A 13,328-nucleotide genomic window follows, 5' to 3' on the forward strand; every position below is an offset into this window, starting at 1 on the left:
CCGACCGCCCCTGGCCGGTCCGCGCGCGATGTCCGGCAGCACCCTCGGCGAACTCTTTCGCGTCACCAACTTCGGCGAAAGCCACGGCCCGGCCATCGGCTGCGTGATCGACGGCTGCCCGCCGGGCATGGCGCTCAGCGAGGCTGACATTCAGCCCGAGCTGGACCGCCGCCGCCCGGGCACCAGCCGCCATGTCACGCAGCGCAATGAAGCCGATGCGGTGGAGATCCTCTCCGGTGTTTACCAGGGCCACACCACCGGCACGCCGATCTGCCTGCTGATCCGCAACACCGACCAGCGCAGCAAGGACTATGGCAACATCACCGAGACCTTCCGCCCCGGCCACGCCGACTACACCTACTGGCACCGCTACGGCATCCGTGACCCGCGCGGCGGCGGCCGCAGCTCGGCGCGCCTGACGGCGCCCACGGTGGCTGCTGGCGCCGTCGCCCGCAAGTGGCTGCACCAGGCCTATGGCACCACCTTCCGCGGCTGCCTGACGGCGATCGGCGAGCGCGAGATCGCCCGCGACGACTGGACCCAGGTCGACCGCAACCCCTTCTTCGCGGCCACCGCCCAGGGCATCGATGAACTGGAGGCCTACATGGACGCGCTGCGCAAGTCGGGCGATTCGGTCGGCGCCCGGCTCTATGTGGAGGCCCAGGGCGTGCCGGTGGGCCTGGGCGAGCCGCTGTTCGACCGTCTGGACGCCGACATCGCCCACGCCATGATGGGCCTGAATGCGGTCAAGGGCGTCGAGATCGGTGCCGGCTTCGACTGCGTGCGTCAGCGCGGCAGCGAGCATGGTGATGAGCTGACGCCCGAGGGCTTCCTGAGCAACCACGCCGGCGGCATCCTGGGTGGCATCTCCAGCGGCCAGGACATCACGGTCAACGTGGCGATCAAGCCCACCAGCTCGATCCGCCTGCCGCGCCGCTCGATTGATTTGGCGGGGCAGCCGGCGGTGGTCGAGACCCACGGCCGCCACGATCCCTGCGTGGGCATCCGCGCCACGCCGATTGCCGAGGCGCTGCTGGCGCTGGTCCTGATGGACCACGCGCTGCGGCGGCGCGCTCAGTGCGGCGATGTGTCGGTGCTGACGCCCGATATCGCCCGCGCCACGCGCTGACCCGGCGCCACGCGGGCCTGCTGCAGCAGCCAGGGCGCGATCTCGGGCAGCGGCAGCACCGCGTCGGCCGCGCCCAGGCGGATGGCCTCCTTGGGCATGCCGAACACCACGCTGCTGGCCTGGTCCTGGGCGGCGGTGAGGGCGCCGGCATCGTGCATGTCGCGCAGACCGCGGGCGCCGTCATCGCCCATGCCGGTCATGATCACCCCGATCGCTGCTGCGCCGGCCTGTTGGGCCACTGAGCGGAACAACACATCGACCGAGGGCCGATGGTGGTTGATCAACGGACCGTCGACCACTTCCACGGCGAACTGGCTGCCTTGGCGGCGCAGGCGCATGTGGCGGCCGCCCGGGGCGATCAGCGCGCGACCGGGCAGCACGCGCTCGCCATGGCGGGCTTCGGCCACCTCGATGTCGCACAGGCTGTTCAGCCGCGCGGCCAGGGAGGCCGTGAACCCCGCGGGCATGTGCTGGACGATGACGATGCCCGGCGTCTGCACGGGCAGGGCGCGCAGCACCACCTCGATCGACTGCACGCCGCCGGTGGACAGGCCCATTGCGATGACCCGACCGCCCGGGATGCCCGGCGCGCCTGGGGGCGGCGCCGTCGCCGGGCCGCCGGGTGGCAGTGCCAGCGGGGTGGTCCGCGCCACCTGCGGCAGCGCGCCCAGGGCACCCAGGTTGGCACGCGCCGCGCTGCGCACGGTGTCCACCAGGTCGTTGCTCGGGTCTTCCAGGAAGGATTTCAGGCCGGCCTTGGGTTTGGTCACGAAGCCCACCGCACCGGCCGCCAGGGCCTGCAGCGTGACGGCGCAGCCGGCCTCGGTCAGGGTGGAGCACATCACCACCGGCGTGGGCTGTTCAGCCATCACCTCCTTGAGGAAGCTGATGCCGTCCATGCGGGGCATCTCCACGTCCAGCACCAGCACGTCGGGCTGCAGCGAGCGCAGCTTGGGCCAGGCGAACAGCGGGTCGGAGGCGGTGGCCACCACTTCGATACCCGCGGCTTCCAGGCGTTCGGACAGGTGCTTGCGCACGACCGCCGAGTCGTCGACGATCAGGACCCGGATGCGGGGGGCGCGGGGCGCGGTCATGGCTGCCGCCGGCCGCCGCGCCGCACCTCGACCGAGCCACTGCCCAGCGCCAGCGTCACGGTGCGCGGCACATGGTCGCCAACGTCGACCCCTTCGAGCTGGAAGCCGTGCTTGTCGATCTGGGTCCAGCCCTGCTCGATGTTGCGCTCGCCCACGTTGAGCTTGACGCCCGTCTGGTCGGGCATGGTGTCGGCACCGCCGTACAGGTGGGCCACATACTCCTCGGGCCGCGTGCCCAGCTCGCGCAGCCGCATCACCAGCAGGTCGATCGCCTCGGTGCCGTAGCGGCCGTCCAGCACGCCATCGGTCGGGCCCTTGCGCTCGGGCAGCAGGAAATGGCACATGCCGCCCCAACGCTTGGCCGGATGCCACAGCGTCACGGCCACGCAGGAGCCCAGCAGCGTGCGCAGCTCCGAGGCCTTGCCGCCGAAGTACCACTGTCCTGGCATCAGGAACAGCTTCTGACCGGCCTCGGCGACCATGCCGCCGCGGCCCGGGGGCAGCGCGCTAGCGGGCGTAGACCGCGGTGCGAACCGGCCGGAGCTGGGTGGCGAGATTGCTGAGTGATTCCGCATGGCCTGTGAAGAGGTAGCCCTGGGGCTTGAGCAAGGGGGCGACGCGGTTGACGATCGCCTCCTTGGCCGGGTTGTCGAAATAGATCAGGACGTTGCGCAGGAAGATGACGTCAAAGCTGCCCAGCGACGGCAGCGTCTCCATCAGGTTGGCGTTGTCGAAGCGCACGTTCTGCCGCAGCGCGCGCGAGATCAGCAAGCGCCCTTCCTGGTCGCCATGGCCGCGCAGGCAGTGGCGCTTCAGGTATTCGCGGGGCACGTGCCGAGCACGCTCCATTGGGTAGACGGCGCGCCGCGCGGTCTCGACCATCACCGTGGACAGGTCGGTACCGATCACCTCCCAGCCCGTGGGCCCGAGCTTCTCGGCCAGCAGCATGGCGATGCTGTAGGCCTCCTCACCTGAGGAACTGGCAGCGCTCCAGACCCGAAAGGTCTCGTGACCACCGTGGTCCTCGGCCAGCCGCGCCAGGAACTCGAAGTGCTGGGGCTCGCGGAAGAAATAGGTCTCGTTGGTGGTGAGCTTGTCCACCACGCGCACGATCTCGGCCGGGTCGCGCTGCTCGAGCAACTGGCGCACGTAGTCGTCCAGCCGGCGTACGCCCAGGCGCTGCGCCAGCTTGTGCAGCCGGCCTTCGACCAGCGGGCGCTTGGCCTCGGACAGGCGGATGCCCGAGACGCTCTCGAACAGGCCCACCACGGCCAGAAAAGACTCCTTGGACAGACTGTCGGACATGCTCAGGCGGCCAGCGGCTGGCCGATCAGGTCCGCCAGTTCGTCCAGCGCCAGCGTGCGCGGCAGCGCCAGCACCGGCACCATGTCACCGCGGTGGCGGGCGATGCCGGCGATGAAGCGCGGATCGATGCGGTTGCCCAGCGCTGGCGGTTCCTCCAGCTCCTGGGCGTCGGCGTCCAGCACCTCGTGCACCGCATCGACCATCAGGCCGATGACCTGGGCGCCGTGCTCGGACAGTTCCGACGGCGGCACCTCGACGACGATGATGCAGCTGCGCCGGCCCGGCACGGCCGGGGGCAGCGCCAGTCGGGCGGCCAGGTCGATCACCGGGACCACCGCGCCGCGCAGGTTCATCACGCCGCGCACGAAGGCGGGCATCAGCGGCAGTGGCGTCGAGGGGCCCAGCTCGAGGATCTCGCGCACCGCATCGATCGGCACGGCGAAGATGCCGTCACCCAGCGCGAAGCGCAGGAACTGGGACGAGGCGCCCTGCAGGTCGGCCGGGAGGCCGGTGTCGCCGGACGGGATGGCATGCATGGTGGCTCTCCGTCAGAAGGGGGCGAAAGCGTCGGACTCGGCGGCCGTGCGGCGCGGTCGGGCGCGCGCGGCAGGCCCATCCCGGCGCGTCGGCTTGGCCTGCGGGGCGGCATCCTCGGCCAGCTGGAAGCTGGCCATCAGCTCCTGCAGCTGGGTGGCCTGGGCCGACAGTTCTTCGGCCGTGGCCGACAGCTCCTCGGACAGCGACGCGTTTTGCTGGGTGCCCTGGCTGATGTGGTCCATGGCGGTGGAGACCTGGTTGACGCCACCCGCCTGCTCGGCACTGGCGGCGGCGATCTCCTGGACCAGCGCGCTGGTGCGGCTGATCGCCGGCAGCATGCTGGCCAGCAACTGGCCGGCCTGCTCCGCCTGGCCGACCGATTCGGTGGCCAGCGTGCCGATCTCCTGGGCGGCGATCTGGCTGCGTTCCGCCAGCTTGCGCACCTCGGCCGCCACCACGGCAAAGCCCTTGCCATGCTCGCCGGCACGGGCCGCCTCGATGGCCGCATTGAGCGCCAGCAGATTGGTCTGGTAGGCGATGTCGTCGACGATCGAGATCTTGCGGGCGATGACCTTCATCGCCTCCACCGTCTGCGCCACCGACTCGCCGCCGCGCGCAGCCTCCTGGGCCGCCTGGTTGGCCATCTGGTCGGTCAAGGTGGCGTTGTTGGCGTTTTGCCGTACCGACGAGGCCATCTCTTGCAGCGAGGCGGTGGTTTCCTCCAGGCTGGCCGCCTGTTCCGAGGCCGACTGCGACAGCACCTGCGAGGTGGACGACACCTGGCCCGCTGCCGAACCCAGCTGCTGGGCCGAGCGGCGCACCTCGACGATGGTGCGGCTGACGGTCTGGACCAGGCCGTTGAAGCGCTCGGCCAGCTCCCTGTAGAAGCCGCTCTTGTCCTCGGTGCCGATGCGCAGCGTGAAGTTGCCCTCCACCGCCAGCGAGGCCAGCTGGCTGATCTCGGCCTCGGCCGCCAGCTGCTCGGTCATGTCGTTCCACTGGCCGACCGAGCCGACCTGGCGGCCGTCGGGGTCGAAGATCGGCGAGGTGATCACGTCATAGGTGCGCCCGCCCAGCATCATGCGGGTGGTGGTGGGCTGCTTGAGGCTGCGCAGCCGCGCCAGCGCCTCGTCCGGCTTGACGTAGAACACGCCGACCGAGGCGCCGACGATGGTGTCCGGATTGAACTGCGGGCCCAGCGAGGCGCGGAAGGCCGTCAGGTCGCGGCGCAGGATGCGGTCCAGCGCCTTGTTGATGAAGATGATCGTGCCCTCGGCGTTGGCGATGCGGGTGGGTGTGGCGGCCTCATCCAGAGCCTGGCGCACGCGCGAGGCTTCCTCGGCCTGCTTGCGGGCGTCGGCGTACTCGAAGCCCAGGCGCGTCTGCACCTGCTTGAGCGACATCAGCATGGTTGCCAACTGGTCGTGGCCGTGCACATCGATGGCGCCGTCGAAGCGGCCCTGGCCGAAGGCCTGCATCTGGTGCGCGGTCACGGCCAGCGAGCTCGAGAGGCGACGCGCATAGCGCCAGCAGGCCACGCCGGAGACCGCCAGCACGCCGGCACAGACCTGGGCCATGGGCCAGGAATTGGTGGCCCAGGCCACACCGCCCAGCGCACCGCTGGTCAGCATCGACAGGCCCAGCAGACCGGCCTTGCCAATCAGCCCCAGGGTGTCCAGGCCACGGCTGAAGCGGTCACCCCAGGCCGCCAGGCGGCCGGCGATCACGCGGCCCTGGCGCAGCTCGATGCCATGGCCGGACTCCTCGCGCAGCCGGCGGTACAGGGCCTCGGCCATCTCGACGCGGGCCCGCTCAGGGCGGGTGCGCACTGACAGGTAGCCACTCAGCCGGCCCCCGTCGTGAAGCGGCGTCACGTTGGCCTGGACCCAGTAGAAGTCGCCGTTCTTGCGGCGGTTCTTGACCAGGCCTGACCAGGGCTGGCCGTCCTTGAGCGTGCGCCACAGGTCCTCGAAGGCCGCTGGCGGCATGTCGGGGTGACGCACCAGGTTGTGCGGCTGCCCCAGCAGTTCCTGCTCGGTGAAGCCGCTCGCCCGGACAAAGTCCTGGTTGACGTAGGTGATGCGACCTTGCGGGTCGGTGCGCGAGACGATGGTCTCGCCCTCCGACATCAGGTATTCGACTTGGGTGACAGGTTGGTTGTTGCGCATGACGTCAAGCAGGCGGGGGGCCGGCCTCAGAAGGGGGCGAAGGAGCCTTCATCCACCGATTCGCCCAGGGGCGCTGGTGCAGCGGGCGCGCGCAGGCGGGGGTTGTTCGCCCGCGGCCGCGACGCGCTGGCGGACGGGCTGCGTGCAGCGGGACGGCTGACCGCCTGGGTGCCCACCGCGTCACCGGCAACCTGGAAGAAGGCCATCAGCTCCTGCAATTGGGAGGCCTGGGCCGAGAGCTCCTCGGCCGTGGCCGACAGCTGCTCGGCCGACGAGGCGTTCTGCTGCGTGGCGCCATTGAGGTGGTCCATCGCGGCGGTGATCTGGCTCACCCCACCGGCCTGCTCGGCGCTGGCGGCGGCGATTTCCTGCACCAGCTCGCTGGTGCGGTTGATCGAGGGCACCATCTCGGCCAGCAGGGCCCCGGCCTTCTCGGCCTGCTGCACCGAGTCGGTGGCCAGCGTGCCGATTTCCTGCGCCGCGACCTGGCTGCGCTCGGCAAGCTTGCGCACTTCGGCCGCCACCACGGCGAAACCCTTGCCATGTTCGCCGGCACGGGCGGCTTCAATGGCGGCGTTCAGCGCCAGCAGGTTGGTCTGGTAGGCGATGTCGTCGATGATGGAGATGCGCGTGGCGATCTGGCGCATCGCGGCGGCGGTGCGCACGACCGCTTCACCACCCTCGGTGGCCTCGCGGGCTGCCTTGGTGGCCATGCCATCGGTCTGGTTGGCGTTGTCGGAGTTCTGCTGCACCGACGACGACATCTCCTGCAGCGAGGCGGTGGTCTCTTCCAGGCTGGCGGCCTGTTCGGAGGCCGACTGCGACAGCATCTGCGAGGTCGACGAGACCTGGGCCGAGGCCGAGGTCAGTTGTTCGGCCGCCGCGCGGACTTCGATGATCGTCTGGCTGACCGTCTCGAGCAGGTTGTTGAACAGGCCGCCCAGCGTGGCAAAGAAGGGCTGCTTGCCGTCGGTGTCCACCCGGGCGGCAAAGTCGCCACGGCCGGCGCCTTCGACGATCGCGCCGATCTCGCGCTCGGCCGCCACCTCGTCGGTGCGGTCGGTCCACTCGACCACCGTGCCGATGCGCAGGCCGTGGGCGTCGTTGATCGGGTTGGCGGTCAGCGCGAAGCTCAGGCCGGCCACCTCCATCGTCGAGCGGTGCTCGGTGCTCATCTGCGTCAGGCCGATCTGCGCCTCTCCCGGGTGGCGCTGGAAGATGTCAAAGCTCTGGCCCATCACCTGGCTGGCGCTGAAGCCGGGCAGGGCGCTGCGCAGCGCGCCTTCGCGGCGCTGCAGCATCTGCTGCACCGCACGGTTCATGTAGACGATCTGACCGCCAGCGTCGGCAATCATCATGTTGGTGCTGCTGGTGTCCAGCGCCTGGCGCACGCGCAGGTTCTCGGAGGCGATGCGAGCGTCGCGCTCGATGCGCTGTTTCAGTTCGGTTTGCATGCGCGACAGGGACTGCAGCAGCCGCGAGGCCTCGCTGCGGCCGTTGTCCAGCGCAATCGGGTGATCCAGGTCGCCGGCACCCACAGCCTGTGCGGCCACCACGGCGTCAGCGATCGGCAGGGTGACCGAGCGCACGATCAGCACCGAGAAGCCCAGGCCCGACAGGGCCAGCGTGGCCACCACGGCAGTCAGCATCACGATCTCGTTGAGCTGTGCCGATTCGCGGCTTTGCAGGCTGGCTTGCAAGGACGCATGCAGTTGGTCCACCAACTGGTGTTGGGCCTGCAGCGCGGGCAGGAAGACCTGGTGGGCATCGACCGCATTGCCACTCTGACTGGCGCTGGGGCGCAGCACGGCCGCGGCCAGCTTGACGGCAGCCTGCTGGGCCTGCTCGGCCTTCTTGGCCAGCGCGCCGACCGAGCTCTCCAGGGCCGGATCGGCCGCCAGAATCTTCTCGATCTGCGTGGTGTAGTGACGCTGCACGTTGTTCAGCGCGCGCAGCGTGGAGGCGGCCTCGGTCAGGCCTTCGACATCGCCACCGGCGCCGGCCAGCAGCCGCTGGCTGTCCGCGTGCAGTTCGCTCAGGGCGTCGGTGGTCAGGGCGGCATCCATGACGGCGGCCGCTTGCAGGAAGTAGCCGTCGGCGGCCGGATCCAGGGTCAGGCCGAAGTGGTCGGCGACATGCTCCTGCAGGTCGCGGCCGTTTTGCAGCATGAGGTCGAACTGCGCGAGTGCGGCGTCGAGCTTGGCCGCATCGACGCTACCCATGGCTGCCAGCGCCTGGCTGGCCTTGGAGATGGCCCCCCAGTGCTCGCGCACCTCGTCGTCACTGATGCCGGTGACGGTTTTTTCGGCCGCGGCGTAGGCGGTGGCGAAGCCGCCGTCACCCGACGGCGCCAGCCGGCGCACCGCTTCGTCGGTGCTGGCCTGCTGGACCATGGCGATGCGGCGCAGCTCCAGCGATCTCAGCAGGGCATGGGTGTGGCGAATCGGCTCCACACCGGCCAGCTCCAGCCGCGTGGAGCTCAGTGTGGCGAACTCGGTGCGCAACAGCATCGCCAGCGGCACGGCGCACAGCACCAGGGCCAAAACGCCCAGGATGGCAAATTTCTGCCACAGCAGCAGGCGGGCAAGCAGGTTCTTCATCAGGCGTCTCCGGACAAGGCAGGCTGCAGGCCGCTCGACGAGACGGCCAGGTGGGGCGGGGGGGTGAAAGAGCGGGTGGTGTGCAGGACGGCGCTGGAGACCAGCGCCGGCACATCCAGGACCAGGGCGACTTCGCCCGAGCCCAGGATGGTGGAGCCGGCGATGGCGCGCAGGTGGCGGAAGATCGGCGACAGGGGCTTGAGCACGGTCTGGTGCTCGCCCATCAGGCGATCGACGATCAGGCCGACGCGCTTCATGCCGTCGCGCACGATGACCAGGCTTCGGCGACCATTGGGTGTTTGCGGCGCAGGGGCGTGGCGGTAGAAGGCGGCCACGTCCAGCCAGGGCAGGACCTCGCCGCGCAGATCGAAGCAGCCCGAGACACGGTGGGCGTCGCGGCTGCAGGCCTCGGGCACATCAATGCACTCCGAAACGATTTCCAACGGCAGCACATAGCAGACGCCGCCGACCTGGGTGAGAAAGCCGTCGATCATCGCCAGCGTCAGCGGCAGGCGGATCTGCATCGTGGCGCCCTTTCCGGGGCGGCTGTAGACGCGGATCTGGCCGCGCAGCGACTCGATGTTGCGCTTGACCACGTCCATGCCGACACCGCGGCCCGAGACATTGGTCACCTGCTCGGCGGTGGAGAAGCCGGGCAGGAAGATCAGCTGGTCGACATCCTCGTCGGCCAGATCGGCGTGCGCCGGCACCAGGCCGCGCTCGATCGCCTTGGCCAGGATGCGTTCGCGGTTCAGACCGCGGCCGTCGTCGCCCACCTCGATCACGATGGCGCCGGCCTCGTGGTAGGCGTTCAGGCGCAGCTTGCCGGCGGCCGGCTTGCCCGCGGCCTGGCGGCCTTCGGGGGTTTCCAGGCCGTGGTCCATGCTGTTGCGCACCAGGTGCATCAGCGGGTCGGCAATGACCTCGACCATGGACTTGTCGAGCTCGGTGTCGCCGCCGGTGATCACCAGCTCGACATCCTTGCCCAGTTGCTTGCCCAGGTCGCGCACCACGCGCTGGAAGCGCGAGAAGGTGTCGCCCACCGGCACCATGCGCAGGCCCAGGGCGCCGTCGCGGGCTTCCTCGACCAGACCTTCGATGCGCAGCGCCGCCTCCATGAAGGCGGCGGAGGCCTCCTGCTGGGCGACCAGCTGAGCGCCCGAGCTGGCGATGACGAGCTCGCCGATCAGGTCGATCAGGTGATCGAGCTTGTCGGCACGCACGCGGATGAATCGGGTGTCGTCGCCGGGGCGGCGGGCCGGTGCGGCGGCCGCGGCCACCGGTGCGGCAGGTGCGGGCGTCGCAGCGACCGGGCTGGGTGCGACCGGCGTGGCGACGGGATCGATCGTGGGTGGCGGTGCGGCCCCCTGCACGGCCTCCTGCGCGGGCGCCAGCGCGAAGCCGAAGGACTGCCAGGTCTGGCTCAGCAGCAGGTGCAGGGCTTCGTCCTGTGGCGCACGGCGCTCCAGCAGCGCCAGGCGCTGTGAGGCGTCGGCTTGCGGCTCCAGGATGGCGATGTCGCAGTCGTCAGCACAGAACTCGAACACCTGCTCGATGTCCTGCCGGCTGGCGGCGCTGTCAAAGCGCAGTTCGACGCCGATGTGGCAGGACTCCGGGTCCAAGGCAGCCAGCGACGGGATGTGCTCGGTCAGCAGCCGGATGCCGGCCACGCGGCCCAGCGACTCCAGGTAGCGCAGGAAGGCGAGCGGATCCAGACCGTTGCGCAAGGCATCCGGACCGAAGCGCAGCGACAGCAGCCAGGGACCCGCGGCCACCGCATCGGCGGTCTGTAGCGCTGGTGCCTCGGCGACCACCTCCACCGGCTGGCCGCCCGCCGCCTGCGCCGCGGCGCGCAGCTCGGCGCCCAGGGTGCGGCTGACCTCGGCCACGGCAGCATCGCGGGCGCCGGTGCGGACCTCGTCGAGCAAGGCCTCCATCTGGTCGCGGCTGCGCAGCAGCAGTTGCGTGACATGTTCGTCCACCGCCAGCGTGCCCGAGCGCAGGTGCTCCAGCAGGGTCTCGGCCTCGTGCGTGAAGGCCACCACGGCTTCAAAGCCGAACAGGCCGGCCGTGCCCTTGATGGTGTGGGCGGCGCGGAAGGCGGCGTTCAGGTTTTCGCTGTCCTGCGGGTGTTCTTCCATCACCAGCAGCGCCTGCTCGAACTGGCGCAGCATGTCGCCCGCCTCATCGAGGAAGCCCTCGCGCGCAACCGCCAGAATCTCGTCGTCGTCACGGCTCATGCAGGCTCTCCAGCGTCCGCGGCGGGGTAGGGGGTCAGGGCAGCGTCAAGCCCGTAGGTGCGCAGCGCCTGCTCGACGGCGGGCGACAGCTGCACCAGGTGCAGGCGGTGGCCACGCTCGCGCAGGCTGCGGTCGGTGGCCAGCAGCAACTGCACGCCCGAGGTGTCCGCTTCGTCCACCCGGGCCAGGTCCAGGCGCAGGTCACCTGGTTGGCTGTCCAGCAGCGCGATCAATTGCTCGCGCTGGCGCGCGGCATCGACCACGCCCAGGCCACCTTCAAGCTGCACCGCCATCGGCTCGCTCATCGCGCGCTCCCGGTGTTCAGACGCACAGGCGGCCGACGGCGTCGACCAGTTGCGAGGGCTGGAAGGGCTTGGTGATCCAGGCGCGCGCGCCTGCCGCCTTGCCCTCGGCCTTCTTGGATTCCTGCGACTCGGTGGTCAGCATGATCACCGGGGTGAACTTGTACTGCGCCATGGTCTTGAGGTGGCGCAGGAAGCTCAGGCCGTCCATCTGCGGCATGTTGACGTCGCAGACGATCAGGTTGAGCTTCTGGCCATTGAGCTTGGCCACGGCGTCCTTGCCGTCGCAGGCCTCGACAACCGCGTAGCCGGCCTTTTGCAGCGCCAGCTTGACGACGGTGCGGAAGCTGCCCGAATCGTCCACCACCATGATGGTCTTGCTCATGTCTAGATCTCCTGGAAAGAATGGGATGTGGGGATGGATGGCATCAGATGCAGAGCTTGTTCACGGCATCGAGCAACTGGGCCGTCTGGAAGGGCTTGGCCAACCAACCCTTGGCCCCCGCGGCCCGTGCCTCGTCCTTCTTGGACTGCTGGGTCTCGGTGGTCAGCATCACCACCGGGGTGAACTTGTGCAGCGGACTGGCCTTGAGCTGCTTGACGAAGCTGATGCCGTCCATCTGGGGCATGTTGATGTCGCAGACCACCAGGTTGAGCTTGCGGCCGGTCAGCTTGGCCAGCGCGTCGCGGCCATCGCTGGCCTCGACCACGTCGTAGCCCGCTTTTTGCAGGGCCAGCTTGACCACGGTGCGGAAGCTGCCGGAGTCGTCGACGACCATCACGGTCTTGTTCATGGTGTGCTCCATCGATCAGAAGAACTCGACCTCGGACTTGGCGTCGACCTTGGCCGTGGCGTGGTGGGAGGAGCGCATCTCCTCCATCGTGTAGGTGGATTCCAGGCGTTCCAGCCAGCGGTTGGCCGATTGCGCGGCCTCGTCGGGCTCGCCCTCCAGCCAGGTGTGCAGGCGCTGCATGTCGTCGGTGACCGAGACCAGCATCTGGCTCAGGCGATCCTGGGCCTGCAGGTTGACGAGGATCTGCTCGACCTCCTGCTGGACCTGGTGGCCAGCCTCGTGCAGCGTGCGCTGCGAGCGGGCGACATCCTCGATGCCCACCAGCAGGGCCTGCAGCACCGCGCGGGCGCCTTGTTCGGCCTGCAGGCGCAGCTCGTCCTCGGTGGTGTCCACCGACTGACCATGGCGGCGCAGGCCCTGGACCTTGGATTGCAGCTGAGCCAGGTGGCGACCCAGTGCCGCACCGGCCTGGCGCGACTGGTCGGCCAACTGGCGCACTTCCTGGGCGACGACCGCAAAGCCCTGCCCGGCGTTGGCGCCGGCGCCGCTGCCGGCGCGTTGGGCCTCGACCGAGGCGTTCAGCGCCAGCAGGTGGGTGGCGCGGCTGATGGTCTGGACTTCCTTGCTCAGCTCGGTCATCTGGTCCAGCGTGCCGCCCAGCTCGGACAGCCCACCCAGCAACTCGTCCTTCAGCTGGGTGATGGCGCGGGTGGAGGCCAGCAGGGTCTCAAGCTCGTCGCGGTGGCTGTCGAGCAACTGGTCGATCGAGGCGGTGTCCAGGCGCGGCGCCTGGCCGCCGGTCTGCAGGGCCTGGTCGAGCTGCGCGGCAATCGCGGCGAAGCTCTCGACCAGCGCCGACATGCTGTGTTCGGCGTGCAGCCGCGCGCCGTCGACATTGCGGCGCCACACCGGCACGATCTGGCGCGTCAGGCCGTTGGCGGACGTGGCAGGCGCTGCCGGGGGCGCAGCGGCGGGGACGGCAACCGTCGGGGGCTTCGTCGCCCGGCGCTGCCAGAACCAGCCAATGGCCAGGCAGGCGCCGGCGCCCAGCGCCAGCGGAGTGGCCTGCTGGGTACCCAGGGCGGCGCCCAGTGCCAGGGCGGTGGCCAGCGCCATTCCGGGCAGCCAGGAGTGCCACGCGGCGGCGCGGAGCGACGGG

Annotated in this window: 12 protein-coding genes; 1 reads left to right on the forward strand and 11 read right to left on the reverse strand. The window is 69.9% G+C overall.

All coding sequences use genetic code 11. The features are described from left to right. The first annotated feature begins 28 nt into the window (after nucleotides 1–28). On the forward strand, nucleotides 29–1,129 hold the full coding sequence (gene aroC, locus KAK06_RS06995) for a chorismate synthase (protein WP_210801216.1): 1,101 nt from the start codon (nucleotides 29–31) through the stop codon (nucleotides 1,127–1,129). Here aroC and KAK06_RS07000 read toward each other — a convergent pair. The 11 genes from KAK06_RS07000 to KAK06_RS07055 are packed head-to-tail and all read right to left on the reverse strand — an operon-like array spanning nucleotide 1,075 to nucleotide 13,285. Further along, on the reverse strand, nucleotides 1,075–2,223 hold the full coding sequence (locus KAK06_RS07000) for a protein-glutamate methylesterase/protein-glutamine glutaminase (RefSeq protein ID WP_210801217.1): 1,149 nt from the start codon (nucleotides 2,221–2,223) through the stop codon (nucleotides 1,075–1,077). The genes aroC and KAK06_RS07000 overlap by 55 nt on opposite strands. Continuing rightward, nucleotides 2,220–2,705 carry a chemotaxis protein CheD gene (locus KAK06_RS07005; RefSeq protein WP_210801218.1) on the reverse strand — a complete coding sequence of 162 codons (486 nt, stop codon included), beginning with the start codon at nucleotides 2,703–2,705 and terminating at the stop codon, nucleotides 2,220–2,222. Before KAK06_RS07005 ends, KAK06_RS07000 begins: the two co-directional genes overlap by 4 nt. Before the next feature lie 25 nt (nucleotides 2,706–2,730). Next, a complete protein-coding gene (locus tag KAK06_RS07010) occupies nucleotides 2,731–3,528 on the reverse strand; it encodes a CheR family methyltransferase (RefSeq protein WP_210801219.1) in 798 nt (265 codons plus the stop codon). 2 nt (nucleotides 3,529–3,530) lie between these two features. Beyond that, a complete protein-coding gene (locus KAK06_RS07015; RefSeq protein WP_210801220.1) occupies nucleotides 3,531–4,064 on the reverse strand; it encodes a chemotaxis protein CheW in 534 nt (177 codons plus the stop codon). Between the two features lie 12 nt (nucleotides 4,065–4,076). After that, the gene (locus KAK06_RS07020; RefSeq protein WP_247652705.1) at nucleotides 4,077–6,233 is read right to left on the reverse strand and encodes a methyl-accepting chemotaxis protein; all 2,157 of its coding nucleotides are present in this window, start codon (nucleotides 6,231–6,233) and stop codon (nucleotides 4,077–4,079) included. 26 nt (nucleotides 6,234–6,259) lie between these two features. Continuing rightward, on the reverse strand, nucleotides 6,260–8,833 hold the full coding sequence (locus tag KAK06_RS07030; protein WP_210801221.1) for a methyl-accepting chemotaxis protein: 2,574 nt from the start codon (nucleotides 8,831–8,833) through the stop codon (nucleotides 6,260–6,262). After that, nucleotides 8,833–11,073, reverse strand: a complete 2,241-nt coding sequence (locus tag KAK06_RS07035; RefSeq protein WP_210801222.1) for a chemotaxis protein CheA — start codon at nucleotides 11,071–11,073, stop codon at nucleotides 8,833–8,835. Before KAK06_RS07035 ends, KAK06_RS07030 begins: the two co-directional genes overlap by 1 nt. After that, a complete protein-coding gene (locus KAK06_RS07040) occupies nucleotides 11,070–11,378 on the reverse strand; it encodes an STAS domain-containing protein (RefSeq protein ID WP_210801223.1) in 309 nt (102 codons plus the stop codon). The genes KAK06_RS07035 and KAK06_RS07040 overlap by 4 nt, the downstream gene beginning before the upstream one ends. 16 nt (nucleotides 11,379–11,394) lie before the next feature. Continuing rightward, a complete protein-coding gene (locus KAK06_RS07045) occupies nucleotides 11,395–11,760 on the reverse strand; it encodes a response regulator (protein ID WP_210801224.1) in 366 nt (121 codons plus the stop codon). A 43-nt stretch (nucleotides 11,761–11,803) separates the two neighbouring features. After that, on the reverse strand, nucleotides 11,804–12,169 hold the full coding sequence (locus KAK06_RS07050) for a response regulator (RefSeq protein ID WP_210801225.1): 366 nt from the start codon (nucleotides 12,167–12,169) through the stop codon (nucleotides 11,804–11,806). 15 nt (nucleotides 12,170–12,184) lie between these two features. Then, a complete protein-coding gene (locus KAK06_RS07055; protein WP_210801226.1) occupies nucleotides 12,185–13,285 on the reverse strand; it encodes a methyl-accepting chemotaxis protein in 1,101 nt (366 codons plus the stop codon). Nucleotides 13,286–13,328 lie beyond the last annotated feature (43 nt).

It is taken from the genome of Ideonella aquatica (assembly GCF_018069755.1).
In the GTDB taxonomy this organism is placed as follows: Bacteria; Pseudomonadota; Gammaproteobacteria; order Burkholderiales; family Burkholderiaceae_C; genus Ideonella; species Ideonella aquatica.

What these genes read in the sequence shown, in the direction of transcription:
- aroC (WP_210801216.1), top strand. Translation starts at nt 29, where the DNA reads ATGTCCGGCAGCACCCTCGGCGAACTCTTTCGCGTCACCAACTTCGGC.
- KAK06_RS07000 (WP_210801217.1), bottom strand. Translation starts at nt 2,223, where the DNA reads ATGACCGCGCCCCGCGCCCCCCGCATCCGGGTCCTGATCGTCGACGAC.
- KAK06_RS07005 (WP_210801218.1), bottom strand. Translation starts at nt 2,705, where the DNA reads ATGGTCGCCGAGGCCGGTCAGAAGCTGTTCCTGATGCCAGGACAGTGG.
- KAK06_RS07010 (WP_210801219.1), bottom strand. Translation starts at nt 3,528, where the DNA reads ATGTCCGACAGTCTGTCCAAGGAGTCTTTTCTGGCCGTGGTGGGCCTG.
- KAK06_RS07015 (WP_210801220.1), bottom strand. Translation starts at nt 4,064, where the DNA reads ATGCATGCCATCCCGTCCGGCGACACCGGCCTCCCGGCCGACCTGCAG.
- KAK06_RS07020 (WP_247652705.1), bottom strand. Translation starts at nt 6,233, where the DNA reads ATGCGCAACAACCAACCTGTCACCCAAGTCGAATACCTGATGTCGGAG.
- KAK06_RS07030 (WP_210801221.1), bottom strand. Translation starts at nt 8,833, where the DNA reads ATGAAGAACCTGCTTGCCCGCCTGCTGCTGTGGCAGAAATTTGCCATC.
- KAK06_RS07035 (WP_210801222.1), bottom strand. Translation starts at nt 11,073, where the DNA reads ATGAGCCGTGACGACGACGAGATTCTGGCGGTTGCGCGCGAGGGCTTC.
- KAK06_RS07040 (WP_210801223.1), bottom strand. Translation starts at nt 11,378, where the DNA reads ATGAGCGAGCCGATGGCGGTGCAGCTTGAAGGTGGCCTGGGCGTGGTC.
- KAK06_RS07045 (WP_210801224.1), bottom strand. Translation starts at nt 11,760, where the DNA reads ATGAGCAAGACCATCATGGTGGTGGACGATTCGGGCAGCTTCCGCACC.
- KAK06_RS07050 (WP_210801225.1), bottom strand. Translation starts at nt 12,169, where the DNA reads ATGAACAAGACCGTGATGGTCGTCGACGACTCCGGCAGCTTCCGCACC.
- KAK06_RS07055 (WP_210801226.1), bottom strand. Translation starts at nt 13,285, where the DNA reads ATGGCGCTGGCCACCGCCCTGGCACTGGGCGCCGCCCTGGGTACCCAG.